Raw genomic sequence first — 19,307 nt, 5'->3', positions numbered from 1 at the left:
GACGATGCCCTTATCCGATGTTCGACAGTTTCAGCAGGTGACGCAGGTCGTTGAGCAGATCCTTGCCCTTCACACTCGGGTCGTAGCGCAGCACGAGATTGCCGTGGGGATCGATGATCCACAGCTGTGGCGTGGCTTTGTCGCCGGTAGCCTTGCTGAATGCGGCGGTGTCCAGCGGGTAACGTTGTAGCTGTGGATATTCGCGGGTCAGCTTGGCTTCGTAGTCGGCGCTCAAAGGTTGCGCGGCGGCGAGGGCATGGCTGGCGCGCCCGGCATCGCGGCCGAGGCCGATCTGGATCTGCCGCGCCAGGTACACCAGTTGCTGGCAGTCCACCGCGCAGTCTTTCGGTGCGGTCACCAGCATCTGCCAGCGTTCTTCGCCAGCCGTTACACCGAGGTCGGCGCGGCTCTGGCCGTTGCCGATCAGTTCGCCGTGATAACTGCGACCGTCCGGCACCCAGAACTGCAACTTGTACATGCCGGTGGCGAGGATCATCGGGCCGATCACGCCGAGCAGGATCAGCAGCAGTTGAATGCGTCCGCGACGACGACTGGCCGGGGCTTTTGCTTCAGACATGCTGGGTGGATTCATGGCCGCTCCCATGGTGTTTCTCCTTTGCGTTGTGCCAGCCGAGATAGAGGTAGAGACCGAACAGGGCGGTGGCCATGGCGAACCACTGCACGGCGTAACCGAGGTGTTTTTCCGGGCCCATGGCAACCACCGGCCAATCGGCCTGATAACTGGCTGGGCCAGGTTCAGCACGTAATTCATAGGCGAAGCCGTCGCGCTCAAGGGTTTTCCACAACTTGGCGGGTTCGACGGCGGTGACGGTTTGCGGCCAGGTGCTGCTGACCGGGTCGGCGTGTAGCTGGAAGGTCGCGCCGGGAGCGACATACACCCAGGCATCGACATTCACGGCATCGGCCGGTGTCTTGAATTGCGGGGTAACGCGCCGGTCCGGCCAAGGCAGCCATCCGCGATTGACCAGCAGCCACCGGCCGGTGCGCTGATCCTGAAACGGTTGCAGCAATTCGACGCCGACCTTTCCGTCCCGCTGACGGTTGTCCAGCAGCAGGCTGTGATCGGCATCGAACCGGCCGTGCAAATGCACCCGGCGAAAGGCCGGATCGGCGCTGTGCAGCAGCTCGGTACTGGCCATCGGTTCTGCGGCCCGGCGTTCGGCGTAGCTGGCGAGCAGGGCGGTTTTCTCCGCGCCCCGGCCCAGTTGCCAGAAGCCCAGCGAAATCAGCAGCGGCAGCAGCAAGGCGACCACCAGCGTCGGCACGACGCCCGGCCGAAAGCGCTTCATGGCCGCGCCAGAAAAGCAGTGAATGCGACCGCTATACTTGATTGCATCGCCTGTACCCCCGGAGTCTTCCCATGCTCAAAGCAGCGATCGTCCTGATGCTGATTGCCACGGTGATCAGCCTGTTCAGCGGCCTGTTTTTCCTGGTCAAGGACGACAGCAGTTCAAATCGCCTGGTCATCGCCTTGAGTGTTCGGGTGGCATTGGCCGCTTGCACCGTCGGCTTGATTGCCTGGGGTTTCTACAGCGGCCAACTGGTGTCGCACGCGCCTTGGTAGCTCTGTCCGATCCTCAGAGCACGTAAACGAAGATGAACAAGCCGATCCACACCACATCGACGAAGTGCCAGTACCAGCTCGCGGCTTCGAAGCCGAACTGGTGCTCGTTGTCGAAGTGCCCGCGCATGATCCGCATCAACATCACGAACAGGATGATCGTGCCGATGGTCACGTGGGCGCCGTGGAAACCGGTGAGCATGAAGAACGTCGCGCCGTAGATGCCGGAACCGAGGGTCAGGCCCAGTTCGTGGTAGGCATGCATGTACTCCTCGGCCTGCAAGGCGAGGAAGCCACAGCCCAGCAGCACGGTGATCAACAGCCACAGTTTCAGCGCACCGCGATGACCTTTCTTCAAGGCGTGGTGGGCGATGGTGATGGTCACGCTGGAGCTCACCAGCAGGATGGTGTTGATCAGCGGCAAACCCCAGGGGCTGATGACTTCCTTGGGCGGCGGGAACATTTTCGGATCCGGTGTGTGCAGCAGTGGCCAGGTGAACTGGAAGTTCGGCCAGAGCATGTGGGCGATGCCTTTGGTGCCTTCGCCGCCCAGCGCCGGGCCGGAAATGTGCCGCACATAGAACAGCGCGCCGAAGAAGGCGATGAAGAACATCACCTCGGAGAAGATGAACCAGCTCATGCCCCAGCGGAACGAGCGGTCCAGCTGCGGGCTGTACAGCCCCGCACGGCTTTCCTTGATCACTGTGCCGAACCAGCCGAACAGCATGTACGCCAGCAACAGGCCACCGACGAAAAAGATCAGCGGGCCGTGGGATTCCGGCCGCGCTGCCTTCAGATCGTTGAACCAGGTCGCCAGGCCGTACACCGTGGTGACCATGCCGATGGTCGCGACGATCGGCCATTTGCTCTGGGCCGGGACGTAATAGTGCTCATGAGTTGCCATTTATTGTTCTCCTTATCGGGCACGCTTAACCGCCAGTGTTTGCAGCCACCGGAGGATGTCGGGCGGTGATATCGAACAGCGTGTAGGACAGCGTCAGGTGCTTCACGTCCTTGGGCATGTCGCGGTCAACGATGAAACGCACCGGCATCTCGATCTGCTGACCGGGCTGCAGCACCTGCTGGGTAAAGCAAAAGCATTCGGTCTTGTGGAAATACGCCGCCGCTTCGCTCGGGGCGATGCTTGGCACGGCCTGGGCGCTCATCGGTTTGTCGGTGGGATTGCGGGCGATAAAGATCATCTCGTTGACCGCGCCAGGGTTAGCCGTCAGTTCGTCATGCTTGGGATAGAAATCCCAAGGCATGTCGACATTGTTGGTCGACAGGAACTGCACCCGCACCTGTCGGGACTTATCCACAACCTGCTCGCCTTCGTACTGCCCGGCGGTCTTGCCATTGATGCCGAACGCCTTGCACATCACGTCGTAGATCGGCACCAGGGCAAAACCGAAGACAAACATCGCCACCACCACGCCGAGCAGTCGGGTGACCAGCTTCTTCATCGAGATCGAGTCAGCCATGATCTTTGCCCTCGGCCGAGAACCCTGTGGGAGCTGGCTTGCCAGCGATGCAGCCGACGCGGTGTTTCAGGCAGGCCGCCATCGCGGGCAAGCCCGCTCCCACAGGAGTTTCCACAAGGCAGAAAGTGTTCATTTCACTTCCGGCGGCGTGGTGAAGGTGTGATACGGCGCCGGCGACGGCACGCTCCACTCCAGACCTTCGGCACCATCCCACGGCTTGGCCGGTGCCGGCTCGCCGCCACGGATGGTCTTGATCACGATGAACAGGAAGAAGATCTGCGTGGCGCCAAACATGAACGCGCCGATCGACGAGACCATGTTGAAGTCGGCGAACTGCAGGTTGTAGTCCGGAATCCGCCGCGGCATCCCCGCCAGCCCCACGAAGTGCATCGGGAAGAAGGTCATGTTCATGCCGACGAAGGACAGCCAGAAGTGCAGCTTGCCCAGGGTTTCGTCGTACATGTGGCCGGTCCATTTCGGCAGCCAGTAGTAGGCGGAAGCGAAGATCCCGAAGATCGCCCCCGGCACCAGTACGTAGTGGAAGTGCGCGACCACGAAGTAGGTGTCCTGGTACTGGAAGTCCGCCGGGGCGATGGCCAGCATCAGCCCGGAGAAACCGCCGATGGAGAACAGGATCACGAACGCCACGGCAAACAGCATCGGCGTCTCGAAGGTCAGCGAGCCTTGCCACATGGTGCTGGCCCAGTTGAACACCTTCACCCCGGTCGGCACCGCAATCAGCATGGTCGCGTACATGAAGAACAACTCGCCCACCAGCGGAATGCCCACCACGAACATGTGGTGCGCCCAGACGATGAACGACAGAAACGCAATGCTCGCCGTGGCGTAGACCATCGAGGTGTAGCCGAACAGCGGCTTGCGCGAGAAGGTCGGGATGATCTGGCTGACGGCGCCGAAGGCCGGCAGGATCATGATGTACACCTCGGGGTGGCCGAAGAACCAGAACACATGCTGGAACAGCACCGGGTCACCGCCACCGGCGGCACTGAAGAAACTGGTGCCGAAGTGGATGTCCATCAGCATCATCGTCACGCACCCGGCCAGCACCGGCATCACCGCGATCAGCAGGAACGCGGTGATCAGCCAGGTCCAGACGAACAGCGGCATTTTCATCAGGGTCATGCCGGGGGCGCGCAGATTGAGGATGGTCGCGATCACGTTGATCGCGCCCATGATCGAACTGATCCCCATCAAGTGGATGGCGAAGATGAAGTAGGTGACGCTTTCCGGTGCGTAGGTCGTGGACAGTGGTGCATAGAACGTCCAGCCGAAGTTCGGCCCGCCACCCGCGGTGAACAGGGTCGAGACCAGCAGCAGGAACGCCGCCGGCAGCAGCCAGAAGCTGAAGTTGTTCATCCGAGGCAGGGCCATGTCCGGCGCGCCGATCATCAACGGGATCATCCAGTTGGCGAGGCCGACGAACGCCGGCATCACCGCACCGAACACCATCACCAGCCCGTGCATGGTGGTCATCTGGTTGAAGAACGCAGGCTCGACGATCTGCAGGCCGGGCTGGAACAGCTCGGCGCGGATCACCATGGCGAACGAGCCGCCGAGCAGGAACATGCAGAACGCGAACCACAGGTACAGCGTGCCGATGTCCTTGTGGTTGGTGGTCAGCACCCAGCGCATCAGGCCTTTGGCGGGGCCGTGGGCGTGGTCGGCATGACCGTGGTCATCGATGACAGCGCTCATGGCCGGTCTCCTTCAAGTGAGTGGACTTGGCAGGCCGGGGCGCCTTGCCCCGGCCGGTTCACGAAGTACGCAATAGACCGGCTCATTTGCTTTCCGCCTGTTTCAGCTCCAGCACTTCTTTTGGCGTGACCATGTCGCCCTTGTTGTTGCCCCAGGCGTTACGTTCGTAGGTCACGACCGCTGCGATATCGACTTCCGAGAGTTGCTTGCCGAACGCCGCCATGGCGGTGCCCGGTTTGCCGAAGTACACGCGGTGCAGGTGATCGGCCTTCGGCCCGGTGGCAATCGGCGAGCCCTTGAGCGCCGGGAACATCGGCGGCAGGCCCTGGCCTTCGGCCTGGTGACAGGCCACGCAGGTGGTGTGGTAGATCTTGTCGCCGCGCTCCTTGAGCTCGTCGAGGGTCCATTCCTTGCTGGTCAGCTCTTTGAGTTGCGCAGCCTCGGCTTTGCGATCGGCCAGCCATTTTTCGTAGTCGGCCTTCTCCTTGACGTCGACCACGATCGGCATGAAGCCGTGATCCTTGCCGCACAGCTCGGCGCACTGGCCCCGGTAGATGCCGGGCTTGTCGATGCGGGTCCAGGCTTCGTTGACGAACCCGGGGATCGCATCGCGCTTGACCGCGAAGGCCGGCACCCACCAGGAGTGGATCACGTCGGCGGAGGTGACGAGGAAGCGCACCTTGGCGCCGGTCGGCAGCACCAGCGGCTTGTCGACCTCGAGCAGGTAATGCTCGCCCTTGGCTTCCTTGTTGTGGATCTGCTCGGCGGGAGTAGCCAGGTTGCTGAAGAACTCGACGTCCTGGCCCAGGTATTTGTAGTGCCACTTCCACTGATAACCGGTGATCTGGATATCGATATCCGGCTCACTGGTGTCGTACATGCGGATCAGGGTGGCGGTCGCCGGTACCGCCATCGCAACCAGGATCAGCAGCGGGACGACGGTCCAGAGAATCTCGACGGTGGTGCTTTCGTGGAATTTTGCGGCGACCTGCCCGGTAGAACGGCGGTGCACCATCATCGACCAGAACATGGCGCCGAAGACGATGATCCCGATCACCACACAGATCCAGAAAATGGTCATGTGCAGGTCGAATACTGCGTGACTGATTTCAGTCGCTCCAGGCGCCATATTCACAGTCCAGGCAGCTTGCACCGGGCTGAAAATCGACCACAACAGGAGGCCCATCCAGACGTGTGGATGTCGCATCATTGCGGGTTCCCCTTATCGTTCTTGTTATCCCGCCGGCTTTCGCCTGCGGCAAGGGAGCGGCTGCATCAGACTACGAACTTGAATCGCCGGGCCTTGCTGCGGGTGCAGTCGGGCGTCATCAGCTAACTCCATTCAATGGCGAGTATAGACAGCGGCTGAAAAATGCAATGCGGGGACGTAAATCGAATGAAACAGCTGGCACTTGCGTTCAAGGGCACGAATGGAGAAGGATGCAGACGAGTGGTGGCAAACCGATATAACGCCGTTGCATCAAGGATGAAATAATTATGACAAATGCGTCTTAGCATTTTTCGTAAGCCAGCTAAGTTATGTCTTCCCTATTTCATTGCCTTGTTTCCTGGAGTTTTCATGAACACCGCCGCATTGCGCGAGCAGATCCATATAGCCCGACAACACGAGATTGAAACCGGAAAGCTGACCCGTCAGCTCGAAAGCCAACTGCAACACCTGCACCCGGCGATCCAGTTGCCGGAAACCGACGCCAACGGCGTGCTGACGCGTTTTGTCGCCGCCTACATCGATGAAGTGCCAGACCTGCTGGATGCAGCCAATGAAGTCGCCAGGGAAGCGGGAATCGAGTCACAGATCAAACCGGTGCTGAAAATCGCCGAACAGTACTTTCTCCAGCCGCCTGTCGGCCTGGACAGTCTGCTGGACGAAGCCTACCTGGCGCATCGCTTTGTCGAAGAGGTCAACGACCTGTACATCAAGCATTTCGGCCAGCCACTGATCCCCCTGGACATGACGGTCGCCAATCTGATTGCTCACCAGTTGCTCGGTGAGGAATTTGCCAATCAACTTGATGAAGTGGTGCACCACGCGGTGGACAGCATGCTCGACGACGACAGCTTTGCGCTGGAGTCAGTGGAAGCCTACCGCGAGAAACTCAGCAGCCCGGACACCGGCGCGGCGTGGAAACGCTGGCCGTGCATGAGCCGCCGTCTGGGCGTGGGCCTGGAACTGGATCAGCCTGCGGCTTGATCTCTGCGCAAACGTTTGGGGGAACAGATGGCTCTGTTCCCCCAAATATTTTCAGCCCGCCGCACCGATGCCGGTGGTGGTTCGGATCCTTCCCTCAAGCCTGCGCTTCAACCCGCGCGACTCGATCAACAGCTTCGAACCCTTGGCCGCATTGGCCCGGCCCCACTCCTCAAGCAATTCCAGACACGAATGGTCGATGTAGCTCAGGTTGTTGAGCGGCACATGCACCGTCGTGCCCTGAGGAATGCTGGCCAGCACCTGAGTCAGGGCCGGCACCTTGAGAAACGTCGCCGCGCCCACCAGACGCAATTCCATTTCCCCGTCCTGCGGCAGATCGACCAGGCTGATCTTCAGCCGCGAAGCCTTGAACGCCAGTTTCACCAGGGTCAGGCCGAAACCGATCAGTACGCCAGTCAACAGGTCGGTGAAGATGATCGCCAGCGCCGTCGCGGCGTAGGTGAACATCGGCATCCGCCCATAACGCCCCAGGCCGCGAAAGGCTTTCAGATCCACCAGTTTGAAACCGGTGTAGACCAGCACCCCGGCCAGACTCGCCACTGGAATGCTCTGCAGCACACTCGACAGCAACAGCACGAAGGCCAGCAGCCACAGACCATGGAAAATCGTCGAGTAGCGCGTGGTCGCACCGGCCTGGACGTTGGCCGAACTGCGCACGATCACCCCCGTCATCGGCAGCGCGCCGACCAGCCCGCAGAGCATGTTGCCGACCCCTTGTGCCGACAGCTCGCGGTCGAAGTCCGAACGCGGGCCGCTGTGCATGCGATCCACGGCGGCGGCAGAGAGCAGGGTTTCGGCGCTGGCGATGAACGCCACGGCGAACGCGGCGATGAGCAGCGTCGGGTCGGCCAGACTCAGCAGGTCCGCCGGTTTCAGCCAGTCGATGGCTTCGGCCAGATTTGCCGGCACTTCAACCCGCTTCACTTGCAGCGCCAACAACAGGCTGGCGCCTGTCGCCAGACCGACGCCGAGCAGCGCACCGGGAATGAAGCGCAGTGAATGCGGGCGAAACTTCTCCCACAACCACATCACGGCGATGGTCGACAGCCCGAGCAACCCGGCCTGCCAGCCAAAGGACGGCATGGCCTGCGCCACCGCGCCGGGAAACGCTGTCAGGTTGTCCAGCCCCGAAGGTTTCGGCGCGGCATCCAGCATTACATGCACCTGCGAGAGCACGATCAGCACGCCGATCCCCGCGAGCATCCCGTAGACCACCGCTGGTGCTGTGACCCGGAACCAGCAACCAAGCTTCAGACGCCCGGCCACCAGTTGCAGAAAACCCGCCAGCAGCAGGATCGGCCCGAGCATCTCGATGCCGTGCTGACGCACCAGTTCGAACACCAGCACCGCCAGACCCGCCGCCGGCCCGCTGACCTGCAACGGCGAACCCGCCAGCCAGCCCACCACCAGACCCCCGATGATCCCGGTAATCAGACCTTTGGCCGGCGGTAGCCCCGAAGCAATCGCAATGCCCATGCACAGCGGCAGGGCGACCAGAAACACCACCACTGAAGCGAGCAGCTCCCGTGGCAACACAGCTTTCAATTGAGCCGCACGCATGATGACTCTCCCGAAGTTTTCTTCAGGCGTGGTGAAGCATGGTCGCTGAAACAGCGACCGGCGTCAGACCACACGGATTTTTAGGAGGATTTAGAAGCGCGCTTTGGGCGTCGCCACCGGAATCGGATGGCTGCCGTCGAGCGGCAGGAAGCGTCCCTGATCCGCGTCGTAAGCTTTGATTTCGCTGGTTTCGATGTTGTAGACCCAGCCATGGATGAACAGTTGGCCGTTCGCCATGCGCGAGGCTACCGAAGGATGGGTTCGCAAGTGCTGCAGTTGGGCGATGACGTTTTCCTCGGTGAGGATCGGCATGCTTTCTTTTTCGTCGGTGCAGTTGCAGTTGTCATGCACCATGGTTTTCGCGACTTCGGCGTGGCGCAGCCAGGCTTTGACCGTCGGCATCTTTTCCAGGCTGTCCGGATTGAGCACTGCGCGCATGGCGCCGCAATCGGAGTGGCCACAAATGATGATGTGCTGCACACCAAGGGCCAGTACCGCGTATTCGATGGCGGTGGAAACGCCACCGTTCATCTGGCCGTAGGGCGGAACGACGTTGCCGACGTTACGGGTCACGAACAGATCGCCGGGCGAACTCTGGGTGATCAGTTCAGGCACGATGCGCGAGTCGGCGCAGGTGATGAACATGGCCCGTGGTGACTGGGCCGTGGCGAGTTTCTTGAAGAGTTCTTCCTGTTGCGGAAAGACCTCATGATGAAAATGCAAAAAGCCGTCAACGATATGCTTCAACGCTGCATCGGCGGATTCCGCCACAGGGGCGGCTTGCGCCGACGCAGCCAACGGCTGTTTATCCTTGTCACTCATGATTCATCCTCATTGGCGGATTCGGGGAGTCGTTCCCGTGTATTCCGGTGTGAAGCCAGTGGCTGTTTAGAACATCCGAGTCATCCCGACCCGTCAGTCACTCGATGAACAAGGTAACCGCCGAAACTTAACTCAAACTGAATCAAGCGCTCTAGAACGTGTGTTCCAGGTCACAAAATGTATGACCGGCGTAAACCGGGTCAAGCATTCCTTCCTCGCAACCACAGGCCAATTGTTCCTAAATCAGCGCCATCTGACGACCCGGCGGACAGAAGGCCGTGCAGTCGAGGTTGAAGCCTTCCCGGTGATTGAGCCCCAGGCGCTTGAGCGCTTTGGTGAAGCGCTGTGCGAGCAGGTCGGCGAACGGCCCTTCACCGCGCATGCGTGCGCCAAAACGGCTGTCGTAGAGCTCACCGCCACGACTCTGGCGGATCAGGCTCAACACATGGGCGGCACGCTGCGGATAGTGCGCCTCCAGCCATTCCTCGAACAGCGGCGCCACTTCCAGCGGCAGGCGCAACATCATGTACGCGGCGCTCTGGGCGCCGGCGGCGTGGGCTTCGGTCAGCAGGCTTTCGATTTCACTGTCGTTGATCATTGGAATCATCGGCGAACACAGCACACCGACCGGAATTCCTGCTTCGCGCATCACCCGGATCGCCCGCAATCGGGCCTTGGGCGCGGCGGCGCGGGGTTCGAGGATGCGTTTGAGTTCGTCGTCCAGGGTGGTGAGGCTGATCATCACTGCCACCAGCCGTTGTTGCGCCAGTTCGGTGAGCAGATCGAGGTCGCGCAGGATCAGCGAGCCCTTGGTGACGATAGTCACCGGGTGCCGGTAGCGCAGCAGCACTTCGAGGGTTTGCCGGGTGATCCGGTGTTCGCGTTCGATCGGCTGGTAGGGATCGGTATTGGAGCCAAGGTTGATTGGCGCGCATTGATAGCCTTTTTTTCCCAGCTGTTCTTCCAGCACCTGGGCGGCGTTGGTCTTGGCGATCAGCTTCGTTTCGAAATCCAGCCCCGGCGACATGTCCCAGTAGGCGTGGCTCGGCCGTGCGTAGCAATAGATGCAACCATGCTCGCAGCCGCGATAGGGATTGATGGAGCGGTCGAAGGGCAGGTCCGGCGAGGTGTTGCGGGTGATGATGGTTTTCGCCGTCTCGAAGCTGACTTCAGTGCCCTGGGTCAGTGGCACTTCTTGATACCAGCCGTCGTCCTCGGCCACTGATCGGCTCGGGGCGAAGCGGTTGTGCGGATTGGTGGCGGTGCCGCGACCGCGCGGGGGAAGGGGAGTGGACATGGCAGCGCCTCGATACTGTGTGTATGTACAGTATCGGGGCGCTGTGCATCTGACTAGTGCCGTTGGGCGAACAGTCAGTTGTGCTGTGTCACCTGGCCGAGGTCATCGTTCGAGGTGTGCTTCATGTCTTCCTTGCGCAACTCGGCAACATCAGCGGCCTTGACCGGCGCACCTTTGTTACCCCAACTGCCACGGATAAAGCTCACCACGTCCGCCACTTCCTGATCTGACAGGCGCCAGGCGAAGCCAGGCATGGTGAAGGTCGATGGAGCAGTGTGCGTCGCAGGCAGGGTGCCGCCCTTGAGAACGATGTGGATCAGCGAGGTCGGGTCGTCCGATTGCAGCACCGGATTGCCCGCAAGCGCCGGGAATACCCGGGTGTAGCCGTGGCCGTCGGTGCGGTGGCACGCCGCGCAGTTGTCGATGTACACCGACGCGCCACGCTGACTGTCATCACCGTTCCACAGGGCCTTGGCGGCTTTCTCGTCGTACTGGTGCGGCTGATCGGCAGGATCATTCGCCGGCAGCGATTTCAGATAACGGGCAATTGCAGTCAGGTCGGCGTCGGTCATGTACTGCATGCTGTGGGTGACCACGTCGCTCATGCCGCCGAACACCGCGCTGCGGTCGCTGCGGCCGGTCTTCAGGAACTGCACCAGTTGTTCTTCGCTCCAGCCGCCGAGGCCGTCCTTGTGGTCGCCGCGCAGGCTCTTGGCGATCCAGCCTTCCAGCGGGGCACTGCCTGACAGAAAACTGCTGCCTTCGGCCGCGCTCAGGGATTTTTCCTGCATGGTCAGGGCCCGTGGCGTATGGCAGGCGCCGCAATGTCCGAGGCCTTCCACCAGATACGCCCCACGGCTGACGACGGCATCGTCCGACGCGGGTTTGTAGTCCTCGACCTTCGGCGCAAACAGCCAGCGCCAGCCCATCAGCGGCCAGCGCATGCTCAATGGCCACGGGATGTCGCTGGCCTTGTTCTCCTGCGCAACCGGTTCAACGCCGTGCATGAAGTAGGCGTACAGCGCCTGCATGTCGGTTTCGCTGACGCGGGCGTAGGACGGGTACGGCATCGCCGGGTACAAGGTACTGCCGTTTTTGGCCACACCATGCCGCACGGCCTGGTCGAACTCCTCGAAGCTGTAGCCGCCCAGCCCGGTGTTGTCCGGGGTGATGTTGGTCGAGTAGATCGTACCGATCGGGGTTTCCATCGGCAGGCCGCCGGCGAACGGTTTGCCGTCCTTGGCCGTGTGGCAAGCCACGCAGTCACCGGCACGGGCGAGGTATTCACCTTTCTTGATCAAGGATTGATCAACTTCGGCGCCATGAACAACAGCGCTGCCGAGCAGCGCCAGGGTCGCGATAACGAGAGTCTTCATGGTCATCGCTCCTTAAGCCTGAACCAGCGGGCCGGGGTTTTTCAGGTATTGCTCGCGGATCGCTTTGGCCGACCAGTAGGTCAGCGCGGCGACCAGCCCGGTCGGGTTGTAACCGAGGCCCTGCGGGAACGCCGAGGCACCCGGAACGAACACGTTGTGCACGTCCCAGCTCTGCAAGTAGCGGTTCAACGCGCTGGTCTTCGGATTGGTGCCCATGATCGCGCCACCGTTGAGGTGGGTGGTCTGGTAGGACGCGGTGTTGAAGTGCTCGCCGACTTTCTTGCCGAGCACGGCAATGGCTTTCGGTCCCATGGCTTGCGCGACCTTGCCCATTTTTTCGACCATGAAGCGGTTCATCTTGATGTCGTTTTCCTGCCAGTCGAAGGTCATCCGCAGCAGCGGCAGGCCGTAGGCATCGCGGTACACCGGATCCAGATCGAGGTAGTTGCCACGGTAGGACTGATGCGCGCCGTGAGCGTCCATCGACACCTGATGGGTGTAGTAGTCGGCGGTCGCGCGTTTCCAGTCGCTGCCCCAGGCCGGCGTGCCCGGCGGGTTGGAGGTGCCGGCAATCGGTCGGCTGCCAGCCTGGTTGACCCACATCGGCGAGCCACCGACGAAGCCGTGTGGGCCGTGGTCGAAGTTGTCGGCGTTGAAATCGTCCAGCGCCACGCCGTTGCCACCGGCGCCAATGAAGTTGTTGGTGTGAGTGTCCTTGTCGAAGAACGCCTTGATGGTCGCCATGTTCTGGTAGGCGAAGTTACGCCCGACCACGCCTTCGCCGCTGACCGGGTCGTACGGTTTACCAATGCCGGAGAGCAGCATCAGCCGCACGTTGTGCAACTGGAACGCGCCGAGGATCACCAGATCCGCCGGTTGCTCGATCTCCCGGCCCTGGCCGTCGATGTAGGTGACGCCGGTGGCTTTGGTCTTCGTGCTGTCGAGGTTGACCCGCAGGACGTGGGCGTTGGGCCGCAGTTCGAAATTCGGCAGCGGTTTCAGCGCCGGCAGAATGTTCACGTTTGGCGAAGCCTTGGAATACATGTAGCAAACGTAGCCACTGCAGAAACCGCAGAAGTTGCACGGACCCATCTGCGCGCCGTAAGGGTTGGTGTACGGGCCCGAAGTATTTGCGGAAGGCAGGTTGTAGGGTTTGTAACCGACCTCTGTGGCCGCTTTGCCGAACAGTTGTGCGGAAACCGTGTTCTTCTGCGCTTCCAGCGGAAACGGGTTTGAACGATCCGGCGCGTATGGGTTGCCACCCTTGCCCTGGCCGACCAGTTGGCCTTTCACGGTCCAGGCCTGGCCGGAGGTGCCGAAGACTTTTTCGGCGAAATCGAAGAACGGTTCCAGCTCTTCATAGCTGACGCCGAAGTCCTGGATGGTCATGTCCTTGGGGATGAAGCTTTTGCCGTAACGCTCTTCGTAGTGGCTGCGCATGCGCAACTCGATCGGATCGACGCGAAAGTGCACCCCCGACCAGTGCAGCCCGGCGCCGCCTACGCCATTGCCCGGCAGGAACGCACCCAACTGGCGGTTCGGCAGGGCGATGTCGTTGACGCTGTGACGAATGGTGACGGTCTCTTTGGATATGTCCTGAAAGAGTTTTTTCCGCACGCTGTAGGTGAGTTCGTCGATCACCTGAGGATAGTTGCCGTCAGGGTAGGTGTCCTGCATGGGCCCGCGCTCCAGCGCCAGCACGTTGAGGCCTGCTTCGGTCAGTTCCTTGGCCATGATCGCGCCTGTCCAGCCGAAACCGACGATCACTGCGTCAACCTTCTTCATTACCGTTGCCATGCTCACGCCCTCTCGCCGCGAATCGAAACTGCCGGGAAGGGGTATTGCTCGTTACGTTCCACCCAATCCATGAAATCGGCGCGGGCGCCGGGGAAGCCGATCATGGTCCAGCCGACCATGCCTTTATTGCCACCGTGGATCGGGTCGCAGAAGAACCCTTCCTTGGTGTTTTGCAGCAAAAGATTGAAGAAAATCTTCGCCGGAACGGCGTCGAATTGTGGTTTTCCGGCTTCAAGCTGCTTGAGCAAATCGTCTCGGGTAGCGCTGTCTTGCTCGGCAAATGTTTTACCGTTGAGGGATTTTGCCCACTGATCCGTGGCGGCGATGCCGAGGCGATAGATCTCTTTCGGGACCAGTTTGCTCTGCCAGCCCATCTCCGGCGCGGCGTCGGCGTTGAACGGGCCTTGCATGTACCAGAGGGCACCGGCGGCATACGGGGTGTTCATCTGACGGTCGATGTATTCCGGCACGCCAGCCTCGAGAGCACCGGGGCCCTGGGCATCGTTGGGGATCAACTGCGCGACGGCGGCATTGATGAACGCCCACTCTTCGGCGGTGAAGTAGCTCGGCTGATAGACATTTGCGTCAGCGGCGGCCGGTTTTGCCGGCGCCGCATCCGGTGCGCTTTGCGGGGCGGCTTGCAGCACGCTGCTGCCCAGGCCGGTGCCAGCGAGGGTGACCACCGGGATCAGGGTCAGGGATTTGCGCAAAAACTCACGCCGCGGGTTGTCTCGATCTTGATCAGACATGGGGTGCACCTCATCAGGCATTGATGGTTATCAGCCGTTTCTGGGGACGGCTTTGGAGTGGTTGGTTGCGACGAAGCAGGAATGACCCGGAAAAGGGGGACGCACCTGCAACATGATGTGACAAATGGTAGCAGCCTAACCAACCGGATGAATCGATTCAGTCGAAAAAAGCCCGAATTTGCGACGAAGGATTTCCCTGGCTTCACGTTTCTTTGACATACGCCTCACGGGGATTTGACTGGACAACCCTCAAGCTGCCGCCCTCACTGACGAATCCCACACGGTCACCGCACAGCATGTCCTTGAAGCGTTTTTCCTCTGCGATCTGTTTCTCGCTGTTTGCCCTGCTCGGCTCGATCCCGGCCCATGCCGCAGATGCGCCGGTTTCTCGCCCTCCGGAGTGGGCGCAACCGGTCGAAGTGAAATACAACTTCTTTCAGATGTCGCCCACGCTTTATCGCAGTGCGCTCCCTGATGCCGGTGCAGTGCCGTTGCTGCAAAACCTGAAAGTGGCCACGGTCATCAACTTTCTGCCGGAAGCGGATTCGAGCTGGCTGAATGCCCCGGGCATCAATCAGGTGCAACTGCCGTATCGCACCAATCATGTCGATGACAGCGACGTGCTCAAGACCCTGCGTGCAATCCAGACTGCCGAAGCCAGCGGTCCGGTATTGATGCATTGCAAGCACGGTTCCGACCGCACCGGCCTGATGGCCGCGATGTACCGCATCGTGGTGCAAGGCTGGAGCAAGGAAGACGCCCTGAACGAAATGACCCAGGGCGGTTTCGGTGAAAGCGGTCACTTCAAGGACGGCGTGCGCTACGTGATGCAGGCTGATGTCGACAAGCTGCGTACCGCGTTGGCCAATGGCGATTGCAGCACCAGTGCGTTCGCTACCTGCTCGATGAAGAGCTGGTTCCAGACCGTCAACCTCAAGTAATTCGCACCTTCCACGGCATTGCACCGTGGAAGGTCGATTCTCGGTATCAGTCTTCGGGCTTTTTCTTCAGCTTCGGATTCGGGAAGAACTGCACCGCCTGAACCGTCTTGTCCGGTGCAGGCTTGAGCGCGCTGGTGTTGACCCGCGTACCCAGCTCTTTCGGAACCGACAGCCCTTGGGCATTGAGCGTATCGCTGTAGCCGCAAGCCACGCATTCGCGGTGCGGAACGTCGTCCTCGCTCCACATCATCAGCTTGTCCGGCTCGCTGCACGCCGGACAGACTGCCCCGGCGATAAAGCGTTTTTTGGTCTTCACAGGTGCCTCACTCATGCTGCCGCGTCCTCACTCAGGCCGCTGTGGCGCAAGAGTGCGTCAATCGACGGCTCACGGCCACGAAAGTCGACGAACAGCACCATCGGCTCCTGCGAGCCGCCGCGGGCGAGGATCGCTTCGCGGAAGGCGCGACCGGTGTCGGCATTCAGCACGCCATCTTCTTCGAACTTGGAGAAGGCATCCGCCGACAGCACTTCTGCCCACTTGTAGCTGTAGTAACCCGCCGCGTAACCGCCGGCGAAGATATGCGCAAAGCTGTTCGGGAAGCGGTTGTACGCCGGAGGACGCATCACCGACACCTCGTCACGCACGCCTTCGAGCACTTGCAGCACACTGCGGCCGTCGCCGTGAGTGGCGTGCAGTTCGAAGTCGAACAGCGAGAATTCCAGCTGACGCACCATCATCAGGCCGGACTGGAAGTTCTTCGCCGCGAGCATTTTTTCCAGCAGATCCTGCGGCAGCGGTTCGCCGGTCTCGTAGTGGCCGGAAATCAGTGCCAGACCTTCCGGCTCCCAGCACCAGTTTTCCATGAACTGGCTCGGCAGCTCGACCGCGTCCCACGCCACGCCGTTGATGCCGGACACGCCGGCATGCTCGACGCGGGTCAGCAGGTGATGCAGGCCGTGGCCGAATTCGTGGAACAGGGTGGTGACTTCATCGTGGGTCAGCAGCGCAGGCTTGCCGCTGTCGGCCGGGGTGAAGTTGCACACAAGGTTCGCCACCGGGCTTTGCAGCACGCCGTCGATCGTGCGGCGACGGTCGCGGGCGCCGTCCATCCAGGCACCGCCGCGCTTGTTGGCGCGGGCGTAGAGGTCGAAGAAGAAGCGGCCGACGTGCTGGCCGTTTTCCTTGATTTCGAACAGGCGAACGTCCGGATGCCAGGTGTCGAAGCCTTTCAGTTCGGCGATTTCGATGCCGTACAGACGCTGAACGATAGCGAACAGGCCGCCCAGTACCTTGTCGATCGGGAAGTAAGCGCGCAGGGTTTCCTGGGCGACGCTGTAGCGTTGTTCGCGGAGTTTTTCCCCGTAGAAACCGCTATCCCAGCTTTGCAGATCGGCGCAGCCCTGTTCGGCGGCGTAAGCCTTGAGCTGTTGCAGGTCCTGGGCGGCGAACTGCTTGCTGCGCTTGGCCAGGTCGCGCAGGAAGCTCAGCACCTGATCGCTGGATTCGGCCATTTTGGTCGCCAGGCTCAACTCGGAGAAGCTGGAGAAACCGAGCAGTTTGGCCAGTTCCTGACGCAGGTCGAGGATTTCACCCATGACCGGGCCGTTGTCGTTCTGGCCGGCATTCGGGCCTTGATCCGACGCACGGGTGCAGTAGGCGGCGTAGACTTCTTCGCGCAGCGCACGGTCCTGGGCGTAGGTCATTACCGCGTAGTAGCTCGGGAATTCCAGGGTGATCAGCCAGCCATCGAGACCTTTGGCTTGTGCCGCAGCGGCCATTTGCGCCTTGGCCGAGTCGGTCAGGCCGGCGAGGGCGGCTTCGTCGGTCAGGTGCTTGGTCCAGGCCTGAGTGGCGTCGAGCAACTGGTTGGAGAAGCGGCTGCCCAGCTCGGACAGCTTGCTCTGCACTTCGGCGTAGCGCTTCTGTTCGGCTTCCGGCAGATCGATACCCGACAAGCGGAAGTCGCGCAGGGCGTGTTCCAGAATGGTTTTCTGCGCCACGTCGAAACCGGCGGCTTCCGGGCTGTTGGCCAGGGCTTCATAGGCCTGGAACAGCTCGCGGTTCTGGCCCATTTCGGTGGAGTAGGCGCTCAATGCCGGCAGGCACGACTCGTAGGCTTCGCGCAGTTCGGCGCTGTTGCACACGGCATTGAGGTGGCTGACCGGGCTCCAGGCAGCACCCAGGCGATCATTTAGCTCGTCCATCGCCAGCACCAGCCCGGCCCACGTCGGGTTCTGGCCCTGGGTCTTGAGGATCTCGGCGATGGCGGCGCGGTTGTCGGCCAGGATGGTTTCGATGGCCGGCTGCACGTGTTCGGCACGGATCGCGGAGAACGGCGGCAGGTCGTAGGACTGCAGAAGAGGGTTGTTCACGCTCACGGTTGGCACCTTGGCTGGAAGAAACATGCGCCCATCTTAATTACAATCGACACCCACCGCAGCTATCGGCGACAGAGAGAGAACTAATCGTGTCCCTTCGCAAGTACCAGAATCACACCCCACGCTTGAGCAAAGGCGCTTTTGTCGACGGCTCTGCGGTGGTGATCGGCGACGTCGAAATCGGCGAAGACAGCTCCGTGTGGCCGTTGACGGTGATCCGGGGCGACATGCACCGCATCCGTATCGGCGCACGCACCAGCGTGCAGGATGGCTGCGTGTTGCACATCACTCACGCCGGACCGTTCAATCCGGACGGTTTTCCGCTGCTGATCGGCGATGACGTGACCATCGCCCACAAGGTGATGCTGCATGGCTGCACCGTCGGCAGCCGCGTGCTGATCGGCATGGGCAGCATCGTCATGGACGGCGCGGTGGTCGAGGACGACGTGATCATTGGCGCCGGCAGCCTGGTGCCACCGGGCAAGCGCCTGGAAAGCGGTTTCCTGTACGTCGGCAGCCCGGTGAAGCAGGTCCGCCCGTTGACCGACAAGGAAAATGCCTTTTTTACCTACAGCGCGGCGAACTACGTGAAGCTCAAGGACCTGCATCTGGCCGAAGGCTACGACCAGCTCTGACTTTTCACTCTATTGCTCGGGATTTTTCATGCATTACCAGACCGTACTGTTCGACCTCGATGGCACCCTGACCGACCCGCGTGAGGGCATCACTCGTTCCATCCAGTTCGCCTTGAGCAAACTCGGCATCGATGAGCCGGACCTGACCAAGCTGGAACACTTCATCGGCCCGCCGCTGTTGCAGGCGTTCATGCAGTTTTATGGCTTCGATGAAGCAAAGGCCTGGGAGGCGGTGAATTTCTATCGCGAGCGCTTCAAGGTGACAGGCCTGTACGAGAATCGGGTGTTCGAGGGCGTCACGCCGTTGCTGGAAACCCTTGGTGGCCAAGGCCGGCAGCTGTATATCGCGACTTCAAAACCGTGGGTGTTCGCTCGGGAAATCGCCCGGCACTTTGATTTTGCCAAACACTTCAAGGTGATTTACGGCAGCGAGCTGGACGGCACCCGTACCAACAAGGTCGAGCTGATTGCCCACTTGATCGCCGAAGAAGGGCTGGATCCGGCCAGCACGCTGATGATCGGTGACCGCAAGCACGACCTGATCGGTGCCCGCAGCAACGGGCTGGATGCCGCGGCTGTTGGTTATGGGTTTGGCAGTTTTGAAGAGTTGAATGCCGAGGCGCCGGCTTATCACTTCGAAACCCTGGCCGAGTTGCATCAGGCGTTTCTGCAGCGCTGATCAGATAGCCTTCGCGAGCAAGCCCGCTCCCACATTGGGTCTGTGTTAAACACAAAATCAATG

General features: G+C 61.1%; 19 protein-coding genes. 5 read left to right on the top strand and 14 right to left on the bottom strand.

The window, feature by feature from the left end:
* Nucleotides 1-10: 10 nt before the first annotated feature.
* Both ACW9HX_RS17295 and ACW9HX_RS17290 read right to left on the bottom strand, forming a co-directional pair.
* The gene (locus tag ACW9HX_RS17295; RefSeq protein WP_457381522.1) at nucleotides 11-604 is read right to left on the bottom strand and encodes a hypothetical protein; all 594 of its coding nucleotides are present in this window, start codon (nucleotides 602-604) and stop codon (nucleotides 11-13) included.
* Nucleotides 570-1,310 (bottom strand): SURF1 family protein, encoded by a 741-nt coding sequence (locus ACW9HX_RS17290; RefSeq protein WP_457381521.1) that lies wholly within the window; start codon nucleotides 1,308-1,310, stop codon nucleotides 570-572. The genes ACW9HX_RS17295 and ACW9HX_RS17290 overlap by 35 nt, the downstream gene beginning before the upstream one ends.
* Before the next feature lie 71 nt (nucleotides 1,311-1,381).
* Here ACW9HX_RS17290 and ACW9HX_RS17285 point away from each other — a divergent pair, with 71 nt between their 5' ends.
* Nucleotides 1,382-1,585 carry a twin transmembrane helix small protein gene (locus ACW9HX_RS17285; protein ID WP_065260656.1) on the top strand — a complete coding sequence of 68 codons (204 nt, stop codon included), beginning with the start codon at nucleotides 1,382-1,384 and terminating at the stop codon, nucleotides 1,583-1,585.
* A gap of 13 nt (nucleotides 1,586-1,598) precedes the next feature.
* Here the strand turns inward: ACW9HX_RS17285 and ACW9HX_RS17280 are convergent, their stop codons facing one another.
* From ACW9HX_RS17280 to coxB, 4 genes are all read right to left on the bottom strand, one after another.
* Entirely contained in the window at nucleotides 1,599-2,486 is an 888-nt protein-coding gene (locus tag ACW9HX_RS17280) for a cytochrome c oxidase subunit 3 (RefSeq protein WP_457381520.1), read from the bottom strand.
* 25 nt (nucleotides 2,487-2,511) lie between these two features.
* On the bottom strand, nucleotides 2,512-3,063 hold the full coding sequence (locus ACW9HX_RS17275; protein WP_457381519.1) for a cytochrome c oxidase assembly protein: 552 nt from the start codon (nucleotides 3,061-3,063) through the stop codon (nucleotides 2,512-2,514).
* A gap of 129 nt (nucleotides 3,064-3,192) precedes the next feature.
* The gene (ctaD, locus tag ACW9HX_RS17270; RefSeq protein ID WP_102621155.1) at nucleotides 3,193-4,779 is read right to left on the bottom strand and encodes a cytochrome c oxidase subunit I; all 1,587 of its coding nucleotides are present in this window, start codon (nucleotides 4,777-4,779) and stop codon (nucleotides 3,193-3,195) included.
* Between the two features lie 82 nt (nucleotides 4,780-4,861).
* The gene (gene coxB, locus ACW9HX_RS17265) at nucleotides 4,862-5,989 is read right to left on the bottom strand and encodes a cytochrome c oxidase subunit II (RefSeq protein ID WP_457381518.1); all 1,128 of its coding nucleotides are present in this window, start codon (nucleotides 5,987-5,989) and stop codon (nucleotides 4,862-4,864) included.
* 369 nt (nucleotides 5,990-6,358) lie between these two features.
* Here coxB and ACW9HX_RS17260 point away from each other — a divergent pair, with 369 nt between their 5' ends.
* Nucleotides 6,359-6,991, top strand: a complete 633-nt coding sequence (locus ACW9HX_RS17260) for a hypothetical protein (RefSeq protein WP_085733841.1) — start codon at nucleotides 6,359-6,361, stop codon at nucleotides 6,989-6,991.
* Nucleotides 6,992-7,042: 51 nt separating this feature from the next.
* On the opposite strand, the gene ACW9HX_RS17255 is transcribed toward ACW9HX_RS17260, so the two are convergent.
* The 6 genes from ACW9HX_RS17255 to ACW9HX_RS17230 all read right to left on the bottom strand — a co-directional run bounded on the left by ACW9HX_RS17255 (nucleotide 7,043) and on the right by ACW9HX_RS17230 (nucleotide 14,610).
* Nucleotides 7,043-8,569: a SulP family inorganic anion transporter gene (locus ACW9HX_RS17255; protein ID WP_457381517.1), complete on the bottom strand. Its 1,527-nt coding sequence runs from the start codon at nucleotides 8,567-8,569 to the stop codon at nucleotides 7,043-7,045.
* Between the two features lie 90 nt (nucleotides 8,570-8,659).
* Complete coding sequence (locus tag ACW9HX_RS17250) at nucleotides 8,660-9,391, bottom strand: carbonic anhydrase (RefSeq protein ID WP_457381516.1); 732 nt, start codon at nucleotides 9,389-9,391, stop codon at nucleotides 8,660-8,662.
* Nucleotides 9,392-9,629: 238 nt separating this feature from the next.
* Entirely contained in the window at nucleotides 9,630-10,688 is a 1,059-nt protein-coding gene (locus tag ACW9HX_RS17245; protein ID WP_457381515.1) for a PA0069 family radical SAM protein, read from the bottom strand.
* 74 nt (nucleotides 10,689-10,762) lie between these two features.
* Nucleotides 10,763-12,064, bottom strand: a complete 1,302-nt coding sequence (locus ACW9HX_RS17240) for a c-type cytochrome (RefSeq protein WP_457381514.1) — start codon at nucleotides 12,062-12,064, stop codon at nucleotides 10,763-10,765.
* 12 nt (nucleotides 12,065-12,076) lie between these two features.
* Nucleotides 12,077-13,861: a GMC family oxidoreductase gene (locus ACW9HX_RS17235; RefSeq protein WP_457381513.1), complete on the bottom strand. Its 1,785-nt coding sequence runs from the start codon at nucleotides 13,859-13,861 to the stop codon at nucleotides 12,077-12,079.
* Nucleotides 13,862-13,863: 2 nt separating this feature from the next.
* Nucleotides 13,864-14,610 (bottom strand): gluconate 2-dehydrogenase subunit 3 family protein, encoded by a 747-nt coding sequence (locus ACW9HX_RS17230; RefSeq protein WP_457381512.1) that lies wholly within the window; start codon nucleotides 14,608-14,610, stop codon nucleotides 13,864-13,866.
* A 296-nt stretch (nucleotides 14,611-14,906) separates the two neighbouring features.
* Here ACW9HX_RS17230 and ACW9HX_RS17225 point away from each other — a divergent pair, with 296 nt between their 5' ends.
* Nucleotides 14,907-15,551 carry a dual specificity protein phosphatase family protein gene (locus ACW9HX_RS17225; RefSeq protein ID WP_457381511.1) on the top strand — a complete coding sequence of 215 codons (645 nt, stop codon included), beginning with the start codon at nucleotides 14,907-14,909 and terminating at the stop codon, nucleotides 15,549-15,551.
* 46 nt (nucleotides 15,552-15,597) lie between these two features.
* Here the strand turns inward: ACW9HX_RS17225 and ACW9HX_RS17220 are convergent, their stop codons facing one another.
* Complete coding sequence (locus ACW9HX_RS17220; RefSeq protein WP_457381510.1) at nucleotides 15,598-15,882, bottom strand: YheV family putative zinc ribbon protein; 285 nt, start codon at nucleotides 15,880-15,882, stop codon at nucleotides 15,598-15,600.
* Nucleotides 15,879-17,957, bottom strand: a complete 2,079-nt coding sequence (gene prlC, locus ACW9HX_RS17215) for an oligopeptidase A (protein ID WP_457381509.1) — start codon at nucleotides 17,955-17,957, stop codon at nucleotides 15,879-15,881. The genes ACW9HX_RS17220 and prlC overlap by 4 nt, the downstream gene beginning before the upstream one ends.
* Nucleotides 17,958-18,019: 62 nt before the next feature.
* Between prlC and ACW9HX_RS17210 the strand changes: the two genes are divergently transcribed.
* Nucleotides 18,020-18,565 (top strand): gamma carbonic anhydrase family protein, encoded by a 546-nt coding sequence (locus tag ACW9HX_RS17210; protein ID WP_085647197.1) that lies wholly within the window; start codon nucleotides 18,020-18,022, stop codon nucleotides 18,563-18,565.
* Between the two features lie 28 nt (nucleotides 18,566-18,593).
* The gene (locus tag ACW9HX_RS17205; protein ID WP_457381508.1) at nucleotides 18,594-19,244 is read left to right on the top strand and encodes an HAD family hydrolase; all 651 of its coding nucleotides are present in this window, start codon (nucleotides 18,594-18,596) and stop codon (nucleotides 19,242-19,244) included.
* Nucleotides 19,245-19,307 lie beyond the last annotated feature (63 nt).

This window comes from Pseudomonas sp. SDO52101_S400, from assembly GCF_054071635.1.
The sequence above is the reverse complement of the archived record's forward strand: the minus strand, read 5'-3'. Positions and strand labels throughout refer to the sequence as shown.

Bases quoted from the DNA above. Each gene is read 5' to 3' on its own strand.
- ACW9HX_RS17205 (WP_457381508.1), top strand. From the start codon at position 18,594: ATGCATTACCAGACCGTACTGTTCGACCTCGATGGCACCCTGACCGAC.
- ACW9HX_RS17280 (WP_457381520.1), bottom strand. From the start codon at position 2,486: ATGGCAACTCATGAGCACTATTACGTCCCGGCCCAGAGCAAATGGCCG.
- ACW9HX_RS17260 (WP_085733841.1), top strand. From the start codon at position 6,359: ATGAACACCGCCGCATTGCGCGAGCAGATCCATATAGCCCGACAACAC.
- ctaD (WP_102621155.1), bottom strand. From the start codon at position 4,779: ATGAGCGCTGTCATCGATGACCACGGTCATGCCGACCACGCCCACGGC.
- ACW9HX_RS17290 (WP_457381521.1), bottom strand. From the start codon at position 1,310: ATGAAGCGCTTTCGGCCGGGCGTCGTGCCGACGCTGGTGGTCGCCTTG.
- ACW9HX_RS17245 (WP_457381515.1), bottom strand. From the start codon at position 10,688: ATGTCCACTCCCCTTCCCCCGCGCGGTCGCGGCACCGCCACCAATCCG.
- ACW9HX_RS17275 (WP_457381519.1), bottom strand. From the start codon at position 3,063: ATGGCTGACTCGATCTCGATGAAGAAGCTGGTCACCCGACTGCTCGGC.
- prlC (WP_457381509.1), bottom strand. From the start codon at position 17,957: ATGTTTCTTCCAGCCAAGGTGCCAACCGTGAGCGTGAACAACCCTCTT.
- ACW9HX_RS17230 (WP_457381512.1), bottom strand. From the start codon at position 14,610: ATGTCTGATCAAGATCGAGACAACCCGCGGCGTGAGTTTTTGCGCAAA.
- coxB (WP_457381518.1), bottom strand. From the start codon at position 5,989: ATGATGCGACATCCACACGTCTGGATGGGCCTCCTGTTGTGGTCGATT.
- ACW9HX_RS17255 (WP_457381517.1), bottom strand. From the start codon at position 8,569: ATGCGTGCGGCTCAATTGAAAGCTGTGTTGCCACGGGAGCTGCTCGCT.
- ACW9HX_RS17220 (WP_457381510.1), bottom strand. From the start codon at position 15,882: ATGAGTGAGGCACCTGTGAAGACCAAAAAACGCTTTATCGCCGGGGCA.
- ACW9HX_RS17235 (WP_457381513.1), bottom strand. From the start codon at position 13,861: ATGGCAACGGTAATGAAGAAGGTTGACGCAGTGATCGTCGGTTTCGGC.
- ACW9HX_RS17295 (WP_457381522.1), bottom strand. From the start codon at position 604: ATGGGAGCGGCCATGAATCCACCCAGCATGTCTGAAGCAAAAGCCCCG.
- ACW9HX_RS17285 (WP_065260656.1), top strand. From the start codon at position 1,382: ATGCTCAAAGCAGCGATCGTCCTGATGCTGATTGCCACGGTGATCAGC.
- ACW9HX_RS17225 (WP_457381511.1), top strand. From the start codon at position 14,907: ATGTCCTTGAAGCGTTTTTCCTCTGCGATCTGTTTCTCGCTGTTTGCC.
- ACW9HX_RS17250 (WP_457381516.1), bottom strand. From the start codon at position 9,391: ATGAGTGACAAGGATAAACAGCCGTTGGCTGCGTCGGCGCAAGCCGCC.
- ACW9HX_RS17240 (WP_457381514.1), bottom strand. From the start codon at position 12,064: ATGAAGACTCTCGTTATCGCGACCCTGGCGCTGCTCGGCAGCGCTGTT.